At 68.7% G+C, this 17823-nt stretch carries 14 protein-coding genes; 5 read left to right on the plus strand and 9 right to left on the minus strand.

The window, feature by feature from the left end:
- Positions 1–63 precede the first annotated feature (63 nt).
- The 5 genes from AB0H36_RS21090 to AB0H36_RS21110 all read left to right on the plus strand — a co-directional run bounded on the left by AB0H36_RS21090 (position 64) and on the right by AB0H36_RS21110 (position 6484).
- Entirely contained in the window at positions 64–2133 is a 2070-nt protein-coding gene (locus AB0H36_RS21090) for a PhoX family phosphatase (protein WP_360525650.1), read from the plus strand.
- A gap of 76 nt (positions 2134–2209) precedes the next feature.
- Positions 2210–2692, plus strand: a complete 483-nt coding sequence (locus AB0H36_RS21095) for an Rrf2 family transcriptional regulator (RefSeq protein ID WP_360525653.1) — start codon at positions 2210–2212, stop codon at positions 2690–2692.
- Positions 2693–2734: 42 nt separating this feature from the next.
- Positions 2735–4147 (plus strand): MFS transporter, encoded by a 1413-nt coding sequence (locus AB0H36_RS21100; protein WP_360525656.1) that lies wholly within the window; start codon positions 2735–2737, stop codon positions 4145–4147.
- Positions 4148–4163: 16 nt separating this feature from the next.
- Complete coding sequence (locus tag AB0H36_RS21105) at positions 4164–4622, plus strand: cupin domain-containing protein (protein WP_360525659.1); 459 nt, start codon at positions 4164–4166, stop codon at positions 4620–4622.
- Positions 4623–4765: 143 nt separating this feature from the next.
- Positions 4766–6484, plus strand: coding sequence for a DUF222 domain-containing protein (locus AB0H36_RS21110; RefSeq protein WP_360525662.1), 1719 nt, complete (start codon positions 4766–4768; stop codon positions 6482–6484).
- Between the two features lie 105 nt (positions 6485–6589).
- Here the strand turns inward: AB0H36_RS21110 and AB0H36_RS21115 are convergent, their stop codons facing one another.
- The 9 genes from AB0H36_RS21115 to nuoH are packed head-to-tail and all read right to left on the minus strand — an operon-like array spanning position 6590 to position 17772.
- Positions 6590–8698 (minus strand): serine/threonine-protein kinase, encoded by a 2109-nt coding sequence (locus tag AB0H36_RS21115; protein ID WP_360525665.1) that lies wholly within the window; start codon positions 8696–8698, stop codon positions 6590–6592.
- A 52-nt stretch (positions 8699–8750) separates the two neighbouring features.
- Complete coding sequence (locus AB0H36_RS21120) at positions 8751–9773, minus strand: polyprenyl synthetase family protein (protein WP_360525668.1); 1023 nt, start codon at positions 9771–9773, stop codon at positions 8751–8753.
- Entirely contained in the window at positions 9770–11296 is a 1527-nt protein-coding gene (gene nuoN / locus AB0H36_RS21125) for an NADH-quinone oxidoreductase subunit NuoN (RefSeq protein WP_360525806.1), read from the minus strand. The genes AB0H36_RS21120 and nuoN overlap by 4 nt, the downstream gene beginning before the upstream one ends.
- 59 nt (positions 11297–11355) lie before the next feature.
- Positions 11356–12879 (minus strand): NADH-quinone oxidoreductase subunit M, encoded by a 1524-nt coding sequence (locus tag AB0H36_RS21130; protein WP_360525671.1) that lies wholly within the window; start codon positions 12877–12879, stop codon positions 11356–11358.
- Positions 12876–14747: an NADH-quinone oxidoreductase subunit L gene (gene nuoL / locus AB0H36_RS21135; RefSeq protein ID WP_360525674.1), complete on the minus strand. Its 1872-nt coding sequence runs from the start codon at positions 14745–14747 to the stop codon at positions 12876–12878. Before nuoL ends, AB0H36_RS21130 begins: the two co-directional genes overlap by 4 nt.
- Positions 14748–14758: 11 nt before the next feature.
- On the minus strand, positions 14759–15058 hold the full coding sequence (nuoK, locus tag AB0H36_RS21140; protein WP_360525677.1) for an NADH-quinone oxidoreductase subunit NuoK: 300 nt from the start codon (positions 15056–15058) through the stop codon (positions 14759–14761).
- Positions 15055–15900: an NADH-quinone oxidoreductase subunit J gene (locus tag AB0H36_RS21145; protein ID WP_360525680.1), complete on the minus strand. Its 846-nt coding sequence runs from the start codon at positions 15898–15900 to the stop codon at positions 15055–15057. Before AB0H36_RS21145 ends, nuoK begins: the two co-directional genes overlap by 4 nt.
- Positions 15897–16445, minus strand: a complete 549-nt coding sequence (gene nuoI, locus AB0H36_RS21150; protein WP_360525683.1) for an NADH-quinone oxidoreductase subunit NuoI — start codon at positions 16443–16445, stop codon at positions 15897–15899. Before nuoI ends, AB0H36_RS21145 begins: the two co-directional genes overlap by 4 nt.
- Positions 16438–17772 carry an NADH-quinone oxidoreductase subunit NuoH gene (nuoH, locus tag AB0H36_RS21155; protein ID WP_360525686.1) on the minus strand — a complete coding sequence of 445 codons (1335 nt, stop codon included), beginning with the start codon at positions 17770–17772 and terminating at the stop codon, positions 16438–16440. Before nuoH ends, nuoI begins: the two co-directional genes overlap by 8 nt.
- Between the last annotated feature and the right edge of the window lie 51 nt (positions 17773–17823).

Here is a 17823-nt window from a genome sequence, read left to right on the forward strand (position 1 = left end):
AAGCCTTGCGACGTTCACCTGACCTTCACTCAGTCACCGCCTGACCTCCCTAGGGTCCCGGGCGTGACCAAGTTCCTGCCGCTGATCAGCCAGATCGGCACCCGCCACGGGTCCCGAAGCTTCCGCACCTGCGAGCTCAAGTGCGCCAACCAGTGTGACCACCCGGAGCCGAACACCTCCGGCAACGAGCACATCCAGAGCGTGATGCGGTCGGCGTTCTCCCGCCGCAACGTCCTCAAGGTCGGCGCCGCCGGAGTCGCGGCCGCCGGTGTAGGGACACTCGCCGCCAACCTGACCCCCGCGGCCGCCGACCAGTCGGCCGGCGCCGGCTTCGGCGACTCGGGCAACGGCGCGTTCCCCGGCTTCGGCAAGCCCGGTGCGCTGACGCACGACGTCGTACCGCCGAACCGCAAGGACGACATCGTCATCCCGCGCGGCTACGAGCAGTCCGTGATCATCGGCTGGGGCGACCCGGTCGAGGCCGGTGCGCCGAAGTTCGACGTCTACAAGCAGACCCCCGAGGCGCAGGCCAAGCAGTTCGGCTACAACAACGACTACACGATGATCGTGCCGCTCCGCGACGAGCGGAAGGCGCTGCTCGTGTGCAACCACGAGTACACCGACGAGAACCTGATGTTCCCGACCGGCAAGTACGACCAGAAGACGATCGCGAAGATCGGCCTGGCCGCGCACGGCATGGCCGTGGTCCAGATCGAGCGGGTCGGCCGCAGCGGCGAGTGGCGCCTGGACAAGCAGGGCTCGAAGTACAACCGCCGGATCACCGCGAACTCCAAGTTCGAGGTCACCGGCCCGGCCGCCGCCGACCCGCGCGTCGGGAAGGTTGCCTACGGCACCTTCGGCAACTGCGCCGGCGGCGTCACCCCGTGGGGCACCATCTTGTCCGGCGAGGAGAACTTCAACGGCTACTACGACGTGACCGGCGCGATCCCGGCGCAGTACGTCGACAGCTACAAGCGGTACGGCGTCCCGACCACGGTGACCAAGACCGCCCGCGAGTGGAGCACTGTCGACCCGCGGTGGGACCTGACCAAGACGCCGACCGAGGTCTTCCGGGCCGGCTGGATCGTCGAGGTCGACCCGTACGACCCGAAGTCGACCCCGAAGAAGCGCACCATGCTCGGCCGGATGAAGCACGAGGGCGCGACCATCACGATCACCGCCGACGGGCGGATCGCGGCGTACCTCGGCGACGACGAGCGCGGCGAGTACATCTACAAGTTCGTCTCGACCGGCAAGTACGACGAGAACGACCGGAAGAAGAACTTCGGCCTGCTCGACGAGGGCACCCTGTACGTCGCCAAGTTCACCGGTGACGGCGCCGCGGACGGCGTGTACGACGGCACCGGCCAGTGGATCCCGCTGACCACGGACAAGAAGTCGTTCATCGACGGCATGAGCGTGGCCGACGTGCTGATCGACGTCCGGACCGCGGCCGACAAGGTCGGCGCCACCCGGATGGACCGGCCCGAGGACATCGAGCGCAACCCGAAGAACGGCCGGATCTACGCCGCGCTGACGAACAACTCCAACCGCGGCGGCACCTTCCCGGTCGACGAGGCCAACCCGCTGGCGAAGTCGCACACCCGCCCGAGCCTCGGCGCTCCGCTGGTGGAGCAGTCCGGCAACCGGAACGGGTACATCCTGGAGATGACCGAGGAGGCCGACGACGCGGCCAAGACCGGCTTCTTCTGGACCCTGTTCCTGGTCTGCGGCGACCCGGCCGCGCAGGAGACTTACTTCGGCGGCTTCGACAAGTCCAAGGTCAGCCCGATCTCCTGCCCGGACAACGTCACCTTCGATGGCTCCGGCAACCTGTGGATCTCCACCGACGGCAACGTGCTCGGCTCCAACGACGGTATCTTCACCGTCCCGGTGGCCGGCCCGAACCGCGGCCAGGTCAAGCAGTTCCTGTCCGTGCCGTTCGCTTCCGAGGCCTGCGGCCCGCTGGTGTCGGAGGACGACAAGACCGCGTTCGTCGCCGTCCAGCACCCGGGCGAGACCGACGGCGCGACCTTCGAGAAGCCGACCTCGACCTGGCCGCACACGCACGACTACCCGCGCCCGGCGATCGCCTGCGTCTGGCGTCGCGACGGCGGCCGCGTGGGTAGCTGAGCTACGCCCAGGAGGCCCGGCGTCCTGGCGCCGGGCCTCTTGACTCCATCTATTCAGGACATTTAGTATCCAGGATATGAAGATGAACGAGGGCGTCGAATGGGCGATGCACAGCTGCGTGAACCTCAGCTGGCTGCCCGGCCGGCCGGTCACCGCCAAGCACCTCGCCGCCTTCTACGACCTTCCCACGGCGTACCTGAACAAGCAGCTCCAGGCGCTCACCCGGGCCGGCATCCTCACCTCGATCTCCGGGCCGAAGGGCGGCTTCCAGCTCGCCCGCGACCCGCGCAACATCTCGCTGCTCGACATCGTCGTGGCCATCGACGGGCCGGACGAAGCCTTCCGGTGCATGCAGATCCTGAAAGCCGGTCCGGGCGCAGACCCGAAGGCCGACTACACGAAGGTCTGCCTGGTCTCGCAGGCGATGCGGTCGGCCGAATTGGCCTACCGCCGCGAGCTGGCCGGCCAGAGCATCGCGGACATCGCCGACCGGGTGGTGAGCCAGTCCCCCGAGGCTCCCGGCAACGCCCGCTCCCGCTTCGCCAACCTCAAGTCCTGAACCTTCCTTGCCGTCAACCGTTTCCGCCGGAGTTGATTCTGGATGTCTGATATCCAAAATAAGGCCTTTGTGCTGGCTCTGCTCGCGTTCGCGCAGCTGATCATCGCGATCGACTACACCATCGTGTTCGTCGCCGTCCCGGACATCGGCCGGGAGCTCGGCTTCGCCGCGCACAACCTGCAGTGGGTGGTCAGCGGGTACGCGGTCGCGTTCGGCGGCTTCCTGCTGCTCGGCGGCCGGATGTCCGACCTGCTCGGCCGCCGCCGGATGTTCATCCTCGGCCTCTTCCTGTACGGCGTCTCGTCGCTGGCCGGCGGGTTCGCCACGGACCCCGGGCTGCTGGTCACGGCCCGCGCGGTCCAAGGCTTCGGCGGTGCGATCCTCGCTCCCGCCGTACTGTCGCTGATCGGGACGCTCTTCGAGGAGGGCCGGGAACGCAACCGGGCCTTCTCCATCTGGGGCGCGGCCGGGGGCAGCGGGATGGCGCTCGGCTCGCTGCTGGGCGGTGTGCTGACGCAGTCCTTCGGGTGGCCGGCCGTGTTCTTCGTGAACGTGCCGCTGGCCGGTCTCGGAGTGGTCGCTGCGTTCGTCCTGCTTTCGGCTGACGCTGCCGCGAGAAGTGGCCGCAGGTTCGACGTACCGGGTGCGGTGACGGCGACGGCGGGGATCACGGCAGTCGTGTTCGCCCTGGTTCAGGGTCCGGCCACGGGGTGGGACGTCGTCAGCCTGGTCGCCGCTGCGGTCGGCGCCGTACTGCTGACGGCGTTCGTCGTGATCGAACTGCGGTCGCCGGATCCCCTGCTGCCGTTGGGATTGCTGAAGGTGCGGAACCTGCGCACCGGCGTCCTGGTGATCACGATGTTCGCCGCGACGCTCGGGCCGCTGCTGTACTTCGAGACCGTCTACTTCCAGGACATCCACGGCTACAGCGCGCTCGAGACCGGCCTCGCGTACCTCGTCCCCACCGTCGCGATCTTCATCGGCGCGAACCTGGGTGGGCGGCTGGCGACCCGGTTCGGCCTGCACCGCACGCTCGCCGTCAGCCTCGCAGTCGCCGGCACCGGCACCGCGCTCCTCGGCCTGGTCATCTCCACCACGGCGTCGTACGGCGTCCTTGTGCCGGCACTGTTGATCCTCGGGCTCGGCCAGGGCAGCGCGTTCACCACGATGTACGCCGCCGCGTCCACGGGCGTGGCCGCCGAGTACCAGGGCATCGGGTCCGGGATCGCGTCGACCGGCCAACAGGTCGGCAACGCGGTCGGGCTCGCCGTCCTCGTGGCCATCGCCAATCGGGGTGTCGACGGCCTCAGCGGCGACGCCCTGCGTACGGCGACCACCCACGGCCTGCGCGTCGCCGTACTGATCGCCGCCGCCGGCGTCGTCCTGACCGCCTTCCTCGCCCGCACCGCCCGCAAGAACCCGGCACCGGCGCTCGTCGATGCCGTCAGCAACTAACTCGTAGGAGACCATCATGAAGCCTGTCCTGATCCGCGCCGCCGAGGCCGAGGTCCTGTCCGCCAGCGGTGTCACGCTCTTCGCCGACGTACCCGACACGAACGGGCACCTGACCAGCCACCGGTCGATCTTCAAGCCCGGCAAGGAAGGTGCTCCCCCGCACCTGCACAAGGAGGCCGCCGAGCTGTTCTTCGTGCTGACCGGCTCGCTCCGGGTGCTCACCGGCGAGGACGTGATCACGCTGGCCCAGGGCGACTTCCTCGTCGTACCGCCGGACACACCGCACGCCTTCGAAGCAGCCGGCTCCGAGGACGCCGAGGTCCTCTTCGTCCTCACCCACGCCAAGCCACGCTTCGACTACTACCGCCTGCTGGAGTCGGTCTACCGCGGTGAAACCGCACCAACCGAGCTCGCCAAAACCAGCAACCTCTACGACAACCACTACGTCGAAAGCCCCACCTGGCAGAACCGCTAGCGGCTACCAGCGAGCAGGCCGCCGGCGCACGCGACTTGAGTTCTGTGGACAACTTGGGGATATGTCCTGTGGACAAGAATCCCTTCAAAATAAGGGAGTTCTGGCTTTGAGAAGTGTCGGCCGATGTGTCTAGGGTGGTCGGCATGGAGATCCTCGGCGAACAGCCCGCCTGGTCGATGACCGACAGCGAGAAGCTGTCGCGCCTCGACGCGACCGTCGCCGAGCTCCACCGTCTGGAGACCTACTACCTGCAGCTCATCGCCGACCTCGACGCCTCTGGGTACGCCAGGGAGCTCGGCGCCGGCGACACCGCCCGATTCCTGTCGACGCGCTATCGCCTCGACTCCGCGCAGGCCCGCCACGACCTCCGACTCGCGACCACCCTTCCCAAGTACGACGCAGTAGCCGACGCCCTCGCAGACCCGGCGCGCCCTTTCGAGGACCAGGTCGACGCGGGTGAGGCCGCTGCCGACGAGACGGCCACGGTCCCTGGGTTGGTTGCTGATAGCAATCGCCCGGGACCGCGGCACGAGCGTCCGGTGACTCCGGCCCAGGCCGCGGCCATCGTGTCCGCCCTGGAGAAGGTCTCGGCCTCTGTCCCGGTCGAGGACGTCCAGGCCGCCGCGCGTCAACTGGTGAAGCTCGCCCGCACCTTCACCCCCAGGGAGCTCCGCGCCGCCGGCGACCGGATGCGCAATGTCCTCGACACCGACGGCCCGGAACCGGACGAGCAGCGCGCCTACCACCGGGAGTCACTGACCCTCCACACCGCCGAGAAGGGCGTGCGATTCCGTGGCTACCTTGCCAACGAGAACGCGGAACTCCTCCGCACCCTCGTCCACGCGGGCGCCAAGCCTCGCAAGACCTGCGACGACCAGCCGGACCCGCGCTCCCGCGACAAGCGCCAGGCCGACGCCCTCAGCAACCTCCTCAGCACCGCGGCCGCCGTCATCCACACCAGCGGCGGCACGCCGACCTCGTCCGACAGCACCAGCGCTGACCACACCACAACCACCGCGGCCGACGCCCTGAACGCAGCACCCACCGAAGCGAAGGCCGCCGACGCCATCACCCGCGAAGCCACCAACGCCGAAGCGGCAACCTCCCCCGCCACAGCCGCCCGCATGCCGAGAAGTGGTGCCGGCACAGTCGGCCCCCGGCCCGGCACCGGCGATACCTCGACGGGCGGCGATCCGGCCGGTGGGTACTTCCCTGGGCACGGACCGAAAGCGCACCTCACCGTCACCATCGACTACGACTCGCTCAGGTCGGCGGCCGCCGGTGCGATCGGTGACGCAGTGTTCGGCGACGGGCTGTCCGCGGCCACTGTCCGTCGGCTCGCGTGTGACGCCCAGGTCATCCCGGTGGTGCTGGGTTCGAAGTCCCAACCACTCGATGTCGGCACCACCAGGCGTCTGGTCACCGGTCCGATGCGACTGGCGTTGAACGCCCGTGATCGCGGTTGCGTCGTCTGTGGCGCACCACCCATCCAGTGCGAAGCCCACCACCTCGTTCACTGGGTCGACGGAGGTGACACGGCCGTCGGCAACCTCGTCCTGCTCTGCAAGCGCCACCACCTCGACCTGCACTCCGGCCACTGGCACATCGAGATCGTCGACGAGGTTGTCCACGTGTCCCGTCCCGATTGGGCAACTCCCGCACAAGTACTCCGAGACCACTACCAACCGGCGCGCTATGACATCAGTTCCGCGGCCACGTCCGCGCCACGATCCCCGACCCGGGCGCCCGACCTCGGCGCCGTCACCTCACCAGGCGTAGCCCGCCTGGCGATCTGGGGCGCGCGGGAAAGCCCAGTCACCCGTCCCCGTCCACCCACGGAAACCGTCGGACCGTGGCACTGAGCTCGGCACCAGCTCGTCAGGTCGACGAGCCACAGCGCCACCAACCCAGGCCGTCAGCTCAGACCTGATAGCGCTGGTGCCGGATTGATGCCGTCACCGGATTTCTCAGCGGCTCGGCCGGCGGCTCTCGATCTCGCTGGTTAGGTCGGTCGCCAGCTTTTCCAGGGTGGCGTAGTCGGGGAGTCCGAGCCCTTGCGCCTGATCGGCATCGGCTCGAACTACGACGTTGTCGATGCGGACCAGGTAGCTGTAGCCGTCCAGGTCCTCGGGGGCACTGCCATCGTCGTCGGTAGTACGAACGGCGTCGTCGCCGAGTTGCACCTCGTCGACGGCGTCGCCGTCGCGACCCGCGTCGTCGCGCTCGGCCTGCAGCCGGGCGGCGGCCGCGCTCGAGTCGTCGTACCTCTTGACGTTGATGTAGAGCTCGGCGGCGTTGCCGTATTCACCTTCGTCGTCGAGGCGCTGCCACTGGCAGGAGATCTCGTTAGCGTAGGCGTTCTTGTCCGGCTCCGGAGGATCCGCGACGAACTCCGCGACGCGGTCCTCCGACAGCACGGACGACCCGCAGACATCCGGTACGGCGGTGAAGTCGTCCAGGCTGTCGAGGTACCGCACCGTGGCCTGGACGCCGACGACCACCGGGATGACGAGAGCGACCACGACGGCGGCCGCGAGCGTCGACCGCCGCACCGGGGTGGTCGCTGCGGATCGAACGGCGGGGATCGCGAGCAGGGCGGCCAGGGTCACGACGATGCCGGCCGTGATGAGCAGCCTGAGGACATAGTTGTCGTCGAAGTGCCGCGTCTCGGCGAGCCAGAAGTAGACGACCGCGGCGGCCGCGCCGAGCAGGAATCCGGCGACGCCCGTTGCTCGGTAGATCTTGGTCACCCGGCTGAGCATCTCCGTCGGCGCGATGCGCTGTCGCAGAGTCCGGGACAGCCGAAGCCAGACGGTGTACGACACCAGGGCGACCGCAGACAGCACGACCGCGGCGATCGGCCGTTCCGGCTCTGCCAACGCGCCCGCGCCGAGGATCGACTCGCCCATCAGCACCGAGCTTCCGGTCAATGCCGCGGGGAGACCGACCCGCCGCGCGAGGCCGGGCGCGAGCCAGGCTCCGATCCCTGCACCGATCGCGATCGCCGCAGCCAGCGCGCCGGCAATCCAGACCGGCATCCCGTCCGACAAACCGTAGAAGATCAGGGCCAGTAGCGCCCCCATCGCGGCGTTCAACACACCCAGCAGCCACGTCAGCGCCCGCACCACACGGTCGCCACCAACAACAGCCCCCGGCTCACCGCCGGGTGGTAGCACTCTGGTGCCTCCGGGGGCGTGCTTCTCGGTGGGTTTGTCAGCGTCGGGGAGCTGGGCAGTCGGGTTCTCGAAGGTGGGGTAGCCGCCGGCGATGGCGAGTAGTTGTTTCCGTGCCGTCTCGGTGTCCAGTCGCTTGGCCGGGTCGCGTTCCATCAGGCCGGCGATGACCGGCGCGAGCGGTCCGGCGTGCTTCGGCGGGTTGGGATCGCGGGTCAGTACGGCGGCAATCATCGCGGGCAGGTCGTCGTAGTCGTACGCGTGCTGTCCTTCGACGGCGAAGTACAGCGTCGAACCCACCGCCCACAGATCCGCCGCAGGGCCGGGCTCGCCGCCGGACAACCGCTCCGGTGCGATGTACCCAAGCGTGCCGGTCACGATCCCGGTTCCGGTCAGGGTGCGCGTGGCGCCTGCGACCGAGGCGATGCCGAAGTCGGTCAGCATCCAGCGCCCGTCGCCGCCCAGCATCACGTTCTGCGGCTTCACGTCCCGGTGCAGCACGCCCTTGGCATGCGCCGCGGCGAGCGCCTCGACCAGCCGCACCCCGAGCTCGGCCGCACCCCGCGGGCTCAGAGGCCCGTTGGCCCGCACCCCCTGATCAAGCGACTGCCCGGGCAGCAGCCGCATCACGATCCACGGCCGCCCACCTTCGTCGATCACGTCGTGAATCGTGACGATCCCCGGATGGTCCAGCCCCGCCGCGGCCCGTGCCTCCCGCAGCGCCCGGGCCCGCAACTTCTCGCGCTCCTCCGGGTTCAACCCCTCCGGAATCCGCAGCTCCTTGACCGCGACCTCACGCTGCAGAACGCGATCGAACGCCTTCCACACCGTCCCCATCCCACCGACGCCCAGCGGCCGATCACTCAACAGGTACCGGCCACCGGCCAGGGTGCGCTCGCTCACCCACCAGACCCTAGCCGCGGGCGGGTTCCCCGACCGGCGGTTCGCATGTCGGTCAGACGGAGCGGGTGACTACCAGGTCGCAGAGGGAGTCGAGGGCGTCGCGGGCGGCGCCTTCGGGCAGCGGGGAGAGGAGTTTGCGGGCGTCGGTCGCGCGGCGGCGTACGTCGTCCTCGGCCTGCCGGAACGCCGGATGGGCGCGGAGCAGCTCGAGGGTCTCGGCCAGGCGGGCGTCGTCGGTCAGGTCCGAGTCGAGGAGCTCGAGCAGGCGGGCGTCCGTCGGGTTGGACGGGTCGGCCTGGGCGCGGAAGATCAGCACCGGCAGGGTCGGCACACCCTCGCGCAGGTCGGTGCCGGGAGTCTTGCCGGACTGGCCGGACTCCGAGGCGATGTCGAGGATGTCGTCGGCCAGCTGGAACGCGACGCCGATCTCCTCGCCGAAGGCCCGCAGCGCCTCCTGGACCTCGTCGGGCGCACCGGCGTTCCGGGCGCCGAAGAGGGCGGAGGTGGCGATCAGCGAGCCGGTCTTGTCGGCGACGACGGACAGATAGTGCGCCAGCGGGTCCTGACCCTCGGCGACGCCGAGGGTCTCCCGGATCTGGCCCTCTACCAGCCGGCCGAAGGTGCGGGCCTGGATCCGGACCGCCTCCGGGCCGAGGTCGGCGACCAGGTCGGAGGCCCGGGCGAACAGCCAGTCGCCGGACAGGATCGCGACCGAGTTGTCCCAGGCCGCGTTCGCGGTGGACGAGCCACGCCGCAGCGCCGCCTCGTCCATCACGTCGTCGTGGTGCAACGTCGCGACGTGGGTCAGCTCGACCACGACGGCCGCCTTCACCACGTCGTCAGCGGCCGGCTCCGGCCCGAACTCGGCTGCCAGCAGCACCAGCAGCGGCCGGAACCGCTTGCCGCCGGCAACCATGACGTGCTGCGCGGCCGCGGTGACGAACGGCGCCTCGGACTGGGTCGAGTCGCGCAGCGCCTGCTCGACCGACTCCAGCCCGGCACGAACCCGGGCTTCGAGCGCCTCGTCGGCGAACGCGAAGCCCAGGCTCTCGGCCGGCAGCGGTTTCGGACTCAACGGATGAACTCACCCGCGCGGGCCGCCAGCTCGAGCACCGGTCCGGGGACCAGGCCGAGAACCACCGTGGCGGCGAGACCGAGGGCGACGGCGGTCGTGGTCTGCCACCCGGGCAGGGCCACGTCCGGCGCGTCCGCCGGGAGGTCGGAGAAGAACATCAGCACGATCACCCGGACGTAGAAGAACGCGGCGACCAGGCTGCACAGTACGGCGACCACCACCAGCGGCCACGCGTCACCGGCCCAGGCCGCGCTGAACACGGCCCACTTCCCGGTGAAGCCCGCGGTCAGCGGGATCCCGGCGAAGGACAGCAGGAAGAACGCGAAGATGCCGGCCAGCAGCGGCGACTTCTTGCCCAGCCCGGCCCACCGGGACAGGTGCGTCGCCTCACCGCCGGCGTCCCGCACCAGCGTGACGACGGCGAACGCGCCGACCGTCGGGAAGCCGTAGGTGACGAGGTAGAACAGCACCGCCTGGGTCGAGGTGATCCCGCTGGTGACGCCGTTCCCAGCCTGCGCCAGACCGATGAACGCGGTCAGCAGGAAGCCTGCGTGCGCGATCGACGAGTAGGCCAGCATCCGCTTCACGTCGGTCTGGGTGATCGCGACGATCGAGCCGACCACCATGGTCAGGATCGCGACGATCCACATCATCGGCGCCCAGTCCCAGCGGGTACCGCCGAGGGCGACGTAGAAGACCCGCATCAGCCCGATGAACGCGGCGATCTTGGTGCAGGCCGCCATGAACCCGGTGACCGGTGTCGGCGCGCCCTGGTAGACGTCCGGGGTCCAGGAGTGGAACGGCACAGCGCCGACCTTGAACAGCAGGCCGACACCGAGCAAGCCGGTTCCGGCGAGCAGGATCGCGTCGCCACCGGTCTGCGCCGCCAGCGCGTCCGAGATCCCGCCGAGCGACATCGTCCCGGCGTACCCGTAGAGCAGCGCGATCCCGAACAGCAGGAACGCCGACGCGAACGCGCCGAGCAGGAAGTACTTCATCGCCGCTTCCTGCGAGATCAGCCGGCGCCGCCGGGCCAGCCCGCAGAGCAGGTACAGCGGCAGCGAGAACACCTCGAGCGCGACGAACATCAGCAGCAGGTCGTTGGCCGCGGCGAACAGCATCATGCCGCCGACCGCGAACAGCGTCAGCGGGAAGACCTCGGTGTGCTCGACCCTGGCCGCCGTACCCTCACGCTCGGCCTCGGACCCCGGTACGGCGGCCGCCTGGCCGGCGAACGCGGACAGTCCGCCGTCGACCGACCGCTCGGCGAACAGCAGCACGCTGATCAGCGTCAGCGCCAGCAGGACGACCCAGGTGAACAACGCCGGGCCGTCGACCGAGATCTCACCCTGCGCCGCGATCAGTTCGGTGTTGTCGGCCATCAGGATCGCGGTCAGCACCCCGGCCACGACGATCGCCACGACGGTGATCGCCAGCTGGACCAGGTGCCGCAGCGGCCGGGGCAGGAACGCCTCGGCGACCACACCGGCGCAGGCTGCGCCGAACACGACGAGCAGTGGCATCAGTTCGCCGTACTCGATCTTCGGCGCGGTGAAGTCCGCCAGCGGCAGCACGTGCGCGATCACTTCTGTCCCTCCGTCACGGGGATCTCCGGAGCCGGGTCAGTGACGCCGACGTGCTGCATCGTCGACTCCACCGCCGGCTTGATGATGTCCACCACCGGCTTCGGGAAGATCCCCAGGCCGATGATCAGTACGGCGAGCGGCGCGATCGCGACCACCTCGCGCACGTTCAGGTCCTTGAGCTTCTCGATCCCGTCGCGGACCGGCCCGGTCATCAGGCGTTGGTACATGATCAGGATGTAGAGCGCGGCCAGCACGATACCGAGCACCGCGATCACCGCGAGCGCCCGGTGCCGGCTGAACGTCCCGGCCAGCACCATGAACTCGGAGATGAACGGCGACAGGCCGGGGAGCGCCAGGCTGGACAGGCCGGCGAACAGGAAGGTGCCGGCCAGCACCGGGGCCACCTTCTCGACACCGCCGTAGTCGGCGATCCGGGCCGAGCCGCGCCGCGAGATCAGGTACCCGGCGACCAGGAACAGCGCCGCCGTGGACAGGCCGTGGTTGAACATGTAGAGCGTCGACCCGGTCAGGCCCTGCGAGGTCAGCGCGAAGATGCCCATCACGATGAAGCCGAAGTGCGAGATCGAGGTGTAGGCGATCAGCCGCTTGATGTCGGTCTGGCCGATCGCCACCAGGGCGCCGTACAGGACCGAGATCAGCGCCAGCACCAGCACCACCGGCGTGGCCCACTCGGACGCGTTCGGGAACAGGCTCAGGCAGAACCGGATCATCCCGAAGGTGCCGATCTTGTCCAGGATGCCGACCAGCAGCACCGACGTGCCCGGCGTCGCCTCGGCGGCGGCGTCCGGCAGCCAGGTGTGGAACGGCACCATCGGCGCCTTCACCGCGAACGCGAAGAAGAAGCCGAGGAACAGCCACCGCTCGGTGTTCTGGCTGATGTCGAGCTTCATCAGGTCGGTGAGCAGGTACGACGGGTCGCCGGCGCGGGCCGAGAGCACGTAGAGCCCGACCACCGAGGCCAGCATCAGCAGACCGCCGAGCAGCGAGTACAGCAGGAACTTCACCGCGGCGTACGAACGCTGCGCCCCGCCGAAGCCGCCGATCAGGAAGTACATCGGGATCAGCGTGGCCTCGAACAGCACGTAGAACAGGAACACGTCGGTGGCGGCGAACACGCCCAGCGAGAGCGCCTCCAGGCCGAGGATCCAGGCGAAGAAGGACTTCTCCGACCAGCGGCCGTCCTGCGCGTCGTTCCAGGACGCGATGATCACGATGGGGGTGAGCAGCGCGGTCAGCACCACCAGGACGATGCCGACACCGTCGAGGCCGAGCGCGAAGTGCGCGCCGAACGGCTCGATCCAGGTGTGCGTCTCGGCGTAGTCCGCGGCGCCGTTGCGCTGGTAGCCGATCGCGATGATCGCGGTCAGCACCAGCGTGACCAGCGAGAACGCGAGCGCGACCTGCTTGGCCAGCAGCGCCTTCGCCGCCGGCACCAGCATCGTCGCCAGTGCCCCGACGAACGGCAGGAGCAGTAACAGGGTCAGCCAACCGATGTTCACGACAACCTCACCGCGAGGAGGGCGACGACCACGAATGCGGCGCCGAAGACCATGCTGAGTGCGTAGGAACGGACGAAGCCCGTCTGGAACCGGCGGAGCCGGCCGGACAGCCCGCCGAACAACGCGGCCAGCCCGTTGACCAGGCCGTCCACACCGCGGTTGTCCAGCCAGACCAGCGTCCGGGTGAGGTACTGGCCCGGACGCATCAGGACCGCCTCGTTCAGCGCGTCGCCGTACAGGTCACGACGGGCGAAGGTGGTGGCCGGGGAGACCTTGACCGGCGCCTCCCGCGGGATGTCGCGGCGGAACAGCAGCACGCCGATGGCAGCGCCGACGACCACGACCGCGAGGATGATCACCGTCATCGCCAGCGCGCTGATCGGCGGGTGGGCTTCCTCGAATCCGGTCACCGGCTCCAGCCAGGTGACGATCCAGTCGTTGACGAAGTAGAGCGCACCGCCGACCAGCGACAGGATCGCCAGGATGATCAGCGGACCGGTCATCACGCTGGGCGACTCGTGCGGGTGCACGTCCTTCTCCCAGCGCTTCTCGCCGAAGAACGTCATCATCATCAGCCGGGTCATGTAGAACGCGGTGATGCCGGCGCCGAGCAGCGCACACACACCGACCACGGTGTTCTCCGCGAAGGCGACCTCGATGATGTGGTCCTTGCTGAAGAAGCCGGAGAACGGCGGGATGCCGAGGATCGCCAGGTAGCCGAAGGCGAACGTCACGTAGGTGACCTTCATGTACTTCCGCAGCGCCCCGTAGTGCCGCATGTTCACGTCGTCGTTCATGCCGTGCATCACCGAGCCGGCGCCGAGGAACATGTTGGCCTTGAAGAAGCCGTGCGTGAGCAGGTGGAAGATCGCGAAGGCGTAACCGACCGGACCGAGGCCGGCGGCGATCATCATGTAGCCGATCTGGCTCATCGTCGAACCGGCCAGCGCCTTCTTGATGTCGTCCTTGGCGCAACCGATGATCGCACCGGTCAGCGCGGTCACCGTACCGACGATGACGACCGCGGTTGACGCGGCCTCGGTGTGCTCGTAGATCGCGCTCGAGCGGACCACCAGGTAGACGCCGGCGGTGACCATGGTCGCCGCGTGGATCAGCGCCGACACCGGGGTCGGGCCCTCCATCGCGTCCAGCAGCCAGGACTGCAGCGGAACCTGCGCGGACTTGCCACAGGCCGCCAGCAGCAGCATCAGGCCGAGCAGCGTGGCCCAGGTGCTCGACAGACCCTCGGCGCCCGCGTCGACGGTCACGAAGGCGGACGAGCCGAACAGCGCCCACATGCTCATCACCGCGAGCGAGAGGCCGATGTCACCGACCCGGTTCGCCACGAACGCCTTCTTCGCGGCGACCGCGGCCGAGTCCTTGTGCTGCCAGAACCCGATCAGCAGGTACGACGCCAGGCCGACACCCTCCCAGCCGACGAACACCAGCAGGTAGTCGGCCGCGAGCACCAGCAGCAGCATCGCCGCGATGAACAGGTTCAGGTACCCGAAGAACCGGCGCCGCCGCGGGTCGTGCTCCATGTAGCCGATCGAGTAGATGTGGATCAGCGAACCAACCCCGGTGATCAGCAGCACGAACAGGATCGACAGCGGGTCGATCAGCAGCGAGAAGTCCACCGTGATGCCGCCGACCGAGAACCACTCGAACAGCCGGACCGTCTCGGACCGCTCCTCGGATCCCAGGCCCTGCATCTGGAAGAACAGCACGACGCCGAAGGCGAAGGAGATCAGCGGCGCCAGCGTCCCCAGCAGGTGACCCCACGCGTTGGTGGCCTTGCCACCGAGCAGCAGGATCGCCGCGGACACGGCCGGGACCGCGACCAGCAGCCACATCAGCTCATGACTCATCGGTGATTACCTCAGTACTTGAGCAGGTTGGCGTCGTCGACCGAGGCCGAGCGACGGGTGCGGAAGATGGCCATGATGATCGCCAGCCCGATGACCACCTCGGCCGCGGCCACCACCATCACGAAGAAGGCGGCGATCTGGCCGTCGAGGTTGCCGTGCTGGCGGGCGAAGCTGACGAACGCCAGGTTGCAGGCGTTCAGCATCAGCTCGATACACATGAAGACGACGATGGCGTTACGGCGCACCAGCACGCCGAGCGCGCCGATGCTGAACAGGATCGCCGCAAGCACGATGTACGGCTCGGTGGTCACAGCTTGTCTCCTTCGCCGTATCCGGAGAGATCCGTGCTCTCGGGCTCGGACGGGACCCGGTCACCCGGGTCGCCCTCGCTGATCTCGCGGACCTTCTGGACCTCGTCGCGCTCCTCGGACTCGGGGAACACGGTGCCACGGGCCTGCAGCACCCGCGAAACCGAGGTCGGTGCGATCGACCCGTCCGGCAGCAGCGCCGGCGTGTCGACGGCGTTGTGCCGGGCCAGTACGCCGGGCGTCGGCAGCGGACCCGGGTGCACGCCAGACTCGGCGTACTTGCGGATCCGGTCCTCGGCGTGGTCGCGCTGGGTGCGCTTCTTGGTCAGCCGCTCGCGGTGCGCCAGCATCATCGCGCCGAGCGCCGCGGTGATCAGCAGCGCCGAGGTCACCTCGAAGGCGAACACGTACTTGCCGAACAGCAGCTGCGCGATCCCCTTCGGGTTGCCGTCCGGCTGCGCGTCGGCCAGCCCGGTCGGGTTGCCGTAGATCGCGTTGCCGACCGCGGCGACCAGCAGCGCCCCGAAGCCGATGAAGGCCAGCCCGGCCAGCAGCCGCTGTCCGCGGATCGTCTCCACCAGGGAGTCGCTCGCGTCGACACCGACCAGCATCAGCACGAACAGGAACAGCATCAGGATCGCGCCGGTGTAGACGATGATCTGCACGGCGAACAGGAACGGCGCGTCCTGGGCGGCGTACTGCGCGGCCAGGCAGACCATCACGGTGGCCAGCAGCAGCGCGGAGTGCACCGCCTTGCGGACCAGCACCATCCCGATCGCGGCCAGCACCATGATCGGCGCCAGCATCCAGAACGCCACCTGGGCGCCGGTGACGAGGCCGATCATTTCGCGTCACCACCCTCGGCCGGCGCGGCGGCGCCGGTCAGCCCGAGGTAGTAGTCCTTCTCGGTGCTGCCGAGCTGCATCTCGTGCGGCGGCTCCTGCATCCCGGGCAGCAGCGGCGCCAGCAGGTCCTTCTTCTCGTAGATGAGGGACTCGCGGGTGCGGTCGGCCAGCTCGTACTCGTTGGTCATGGTGAGCGCCCGGGTCGGGCAGGCCTCGATGCACAGACCGCAGAGGATGCAGCGCAGGTAGTTGATCTGGTAGACGCGGCCGTAGCGCTCACCCGGGGAGAAGCGGTCGCCCTCGGTGTTGTCCGCGCCCTCGACGTAGATCGCGTCCGCCGGACAGGCCCAGGCGCACAGCTCGCAGCCGACGCACTTCTCCAGGCCGTCCGGCCAGCGGTTCAGCTGGTGGCGGCCGTGGAAGCGCGGTGCGGTCGGCTTCTTCTCGAACGGGTACTGCTCGGTGAACACCTTGCGGAACATCGTCCGGAAGGTGACCCCGAACCCGGCTACCGGATCCCAGAGGGATTCTTTGACACTAGCCACGGCTGCCTTCCTTGCTCCGGGTGTCAGACTCGCTTCGGCTGTCCGTGTGAACGAGCGGTGGGGGCACCGGGTAGCCACCGGCGAAGGCGTCGAAGTCCTTCGCACGGTCGTCCTCGGTGAGCTTCTCGGGCTTCGGCTTCTGCGGGATGAACATCGTGACGACCGCGATCACCAGCACGACGGCGGCCGCGACCAGCAGCGTCGTCCTGCTGAAAGTGGTCTCCCGGCCGACCGCGCGCACGGTGGCGACCAGCAGGATCCAGCCCAGCGAGACGGGGATCAGGATCTTCCAGCCCAGCTTCATGAACTGGTCGTAGCGCAGTCGCGGCAGCGTTCCGCGCAGCCAGATGTAGAAGAAGATGAAGCACATCATCTTGCCGACGAACCACAGCACCGGCCAGTAGCCGGAGTTCGCGCCGTCCCAGATCGAGATCGGCCACGGCGCCCGCCAGCCGCCCAGGAACAGCGTGGTCGCCAGCGCGGACACGGTCGCCATGTTGATGTACTCGGCCAGGAAGAACATCGCGTACTTCATCGACGAGTACTCGGTCAGGAAGCCGGCCACCAGCTCGCCCTCGGCCTCCGGCAGGTCGAACGGCGCCCGGTTCGTCTCGCCGACCATCGAGATCACGTAGATCACGAACGACGGGAACAGCAGGAACGCGTACCAGCCCGGGATCGGGATGTCCGCCCCGAACAGGTTGATCGACTGGTTCGAGCCCTGCGCGGCGACGATGTCCGAGGTGGACATCGAGCCGGCGAACAGGAACACCGTCACCAGCGCCAGGCCCATGCCGACCTCGTAGGAGATCATCTGGGCGCTGGACCGCAGGCCGCCGAGCAGCGAGTACGTCGAGTTGGACGACCAGCCGCCGAGCACGATGCCGTAGATGCCGATCGAGGCGACCGCCATCACGTACAGCACCGAGACCGGCAGGTCGGTGATCTGCAGCCGGGTGTAGGTGTCGGTGAACGGGATCTTCACCGTCGGGCCGAACGGGATCACCGCGAAGGTCAGGAAGGCCGGGATCGACACGATCACCGGGGCGGCGACGAAGACGAGCTTGTCGACGCCCTTCGGCATCAGGTCTTCCTTGAACATCAGCTTCATGCCGTCGGCGAGCGACTGCAGCAGACCCTGCGGGCCGTGCACGTTCGGGCCGATCCGGTGCTGCATCCGGGCCACCACCCGGCGCTCCCACCAGATGTTGAACAGCGTCAGCACGACCAGGAAGACGAAGACCAGCAGCACCTTCAGGCCGATGACCCACCACGGGTCGTTGCCGAAGCCTGCGTCCGGCGGCGTGGCGAGGGGGATCATGCTCATGCGCGTCCTCGCTTCGCTGCGGGCGCGCATGAGCCTTGGCTGCTGCGCCTG

The sequence above is a fragment of the Kribbella sp. NPDC050820 genome (assembly GCF_040653975.1).
Taxonomy (GTDB): domain Bacteria; phylum Actinomycetota; class Actinomycetes; order Propionibacteriales; family Kribbellaceae; genus Kribbella.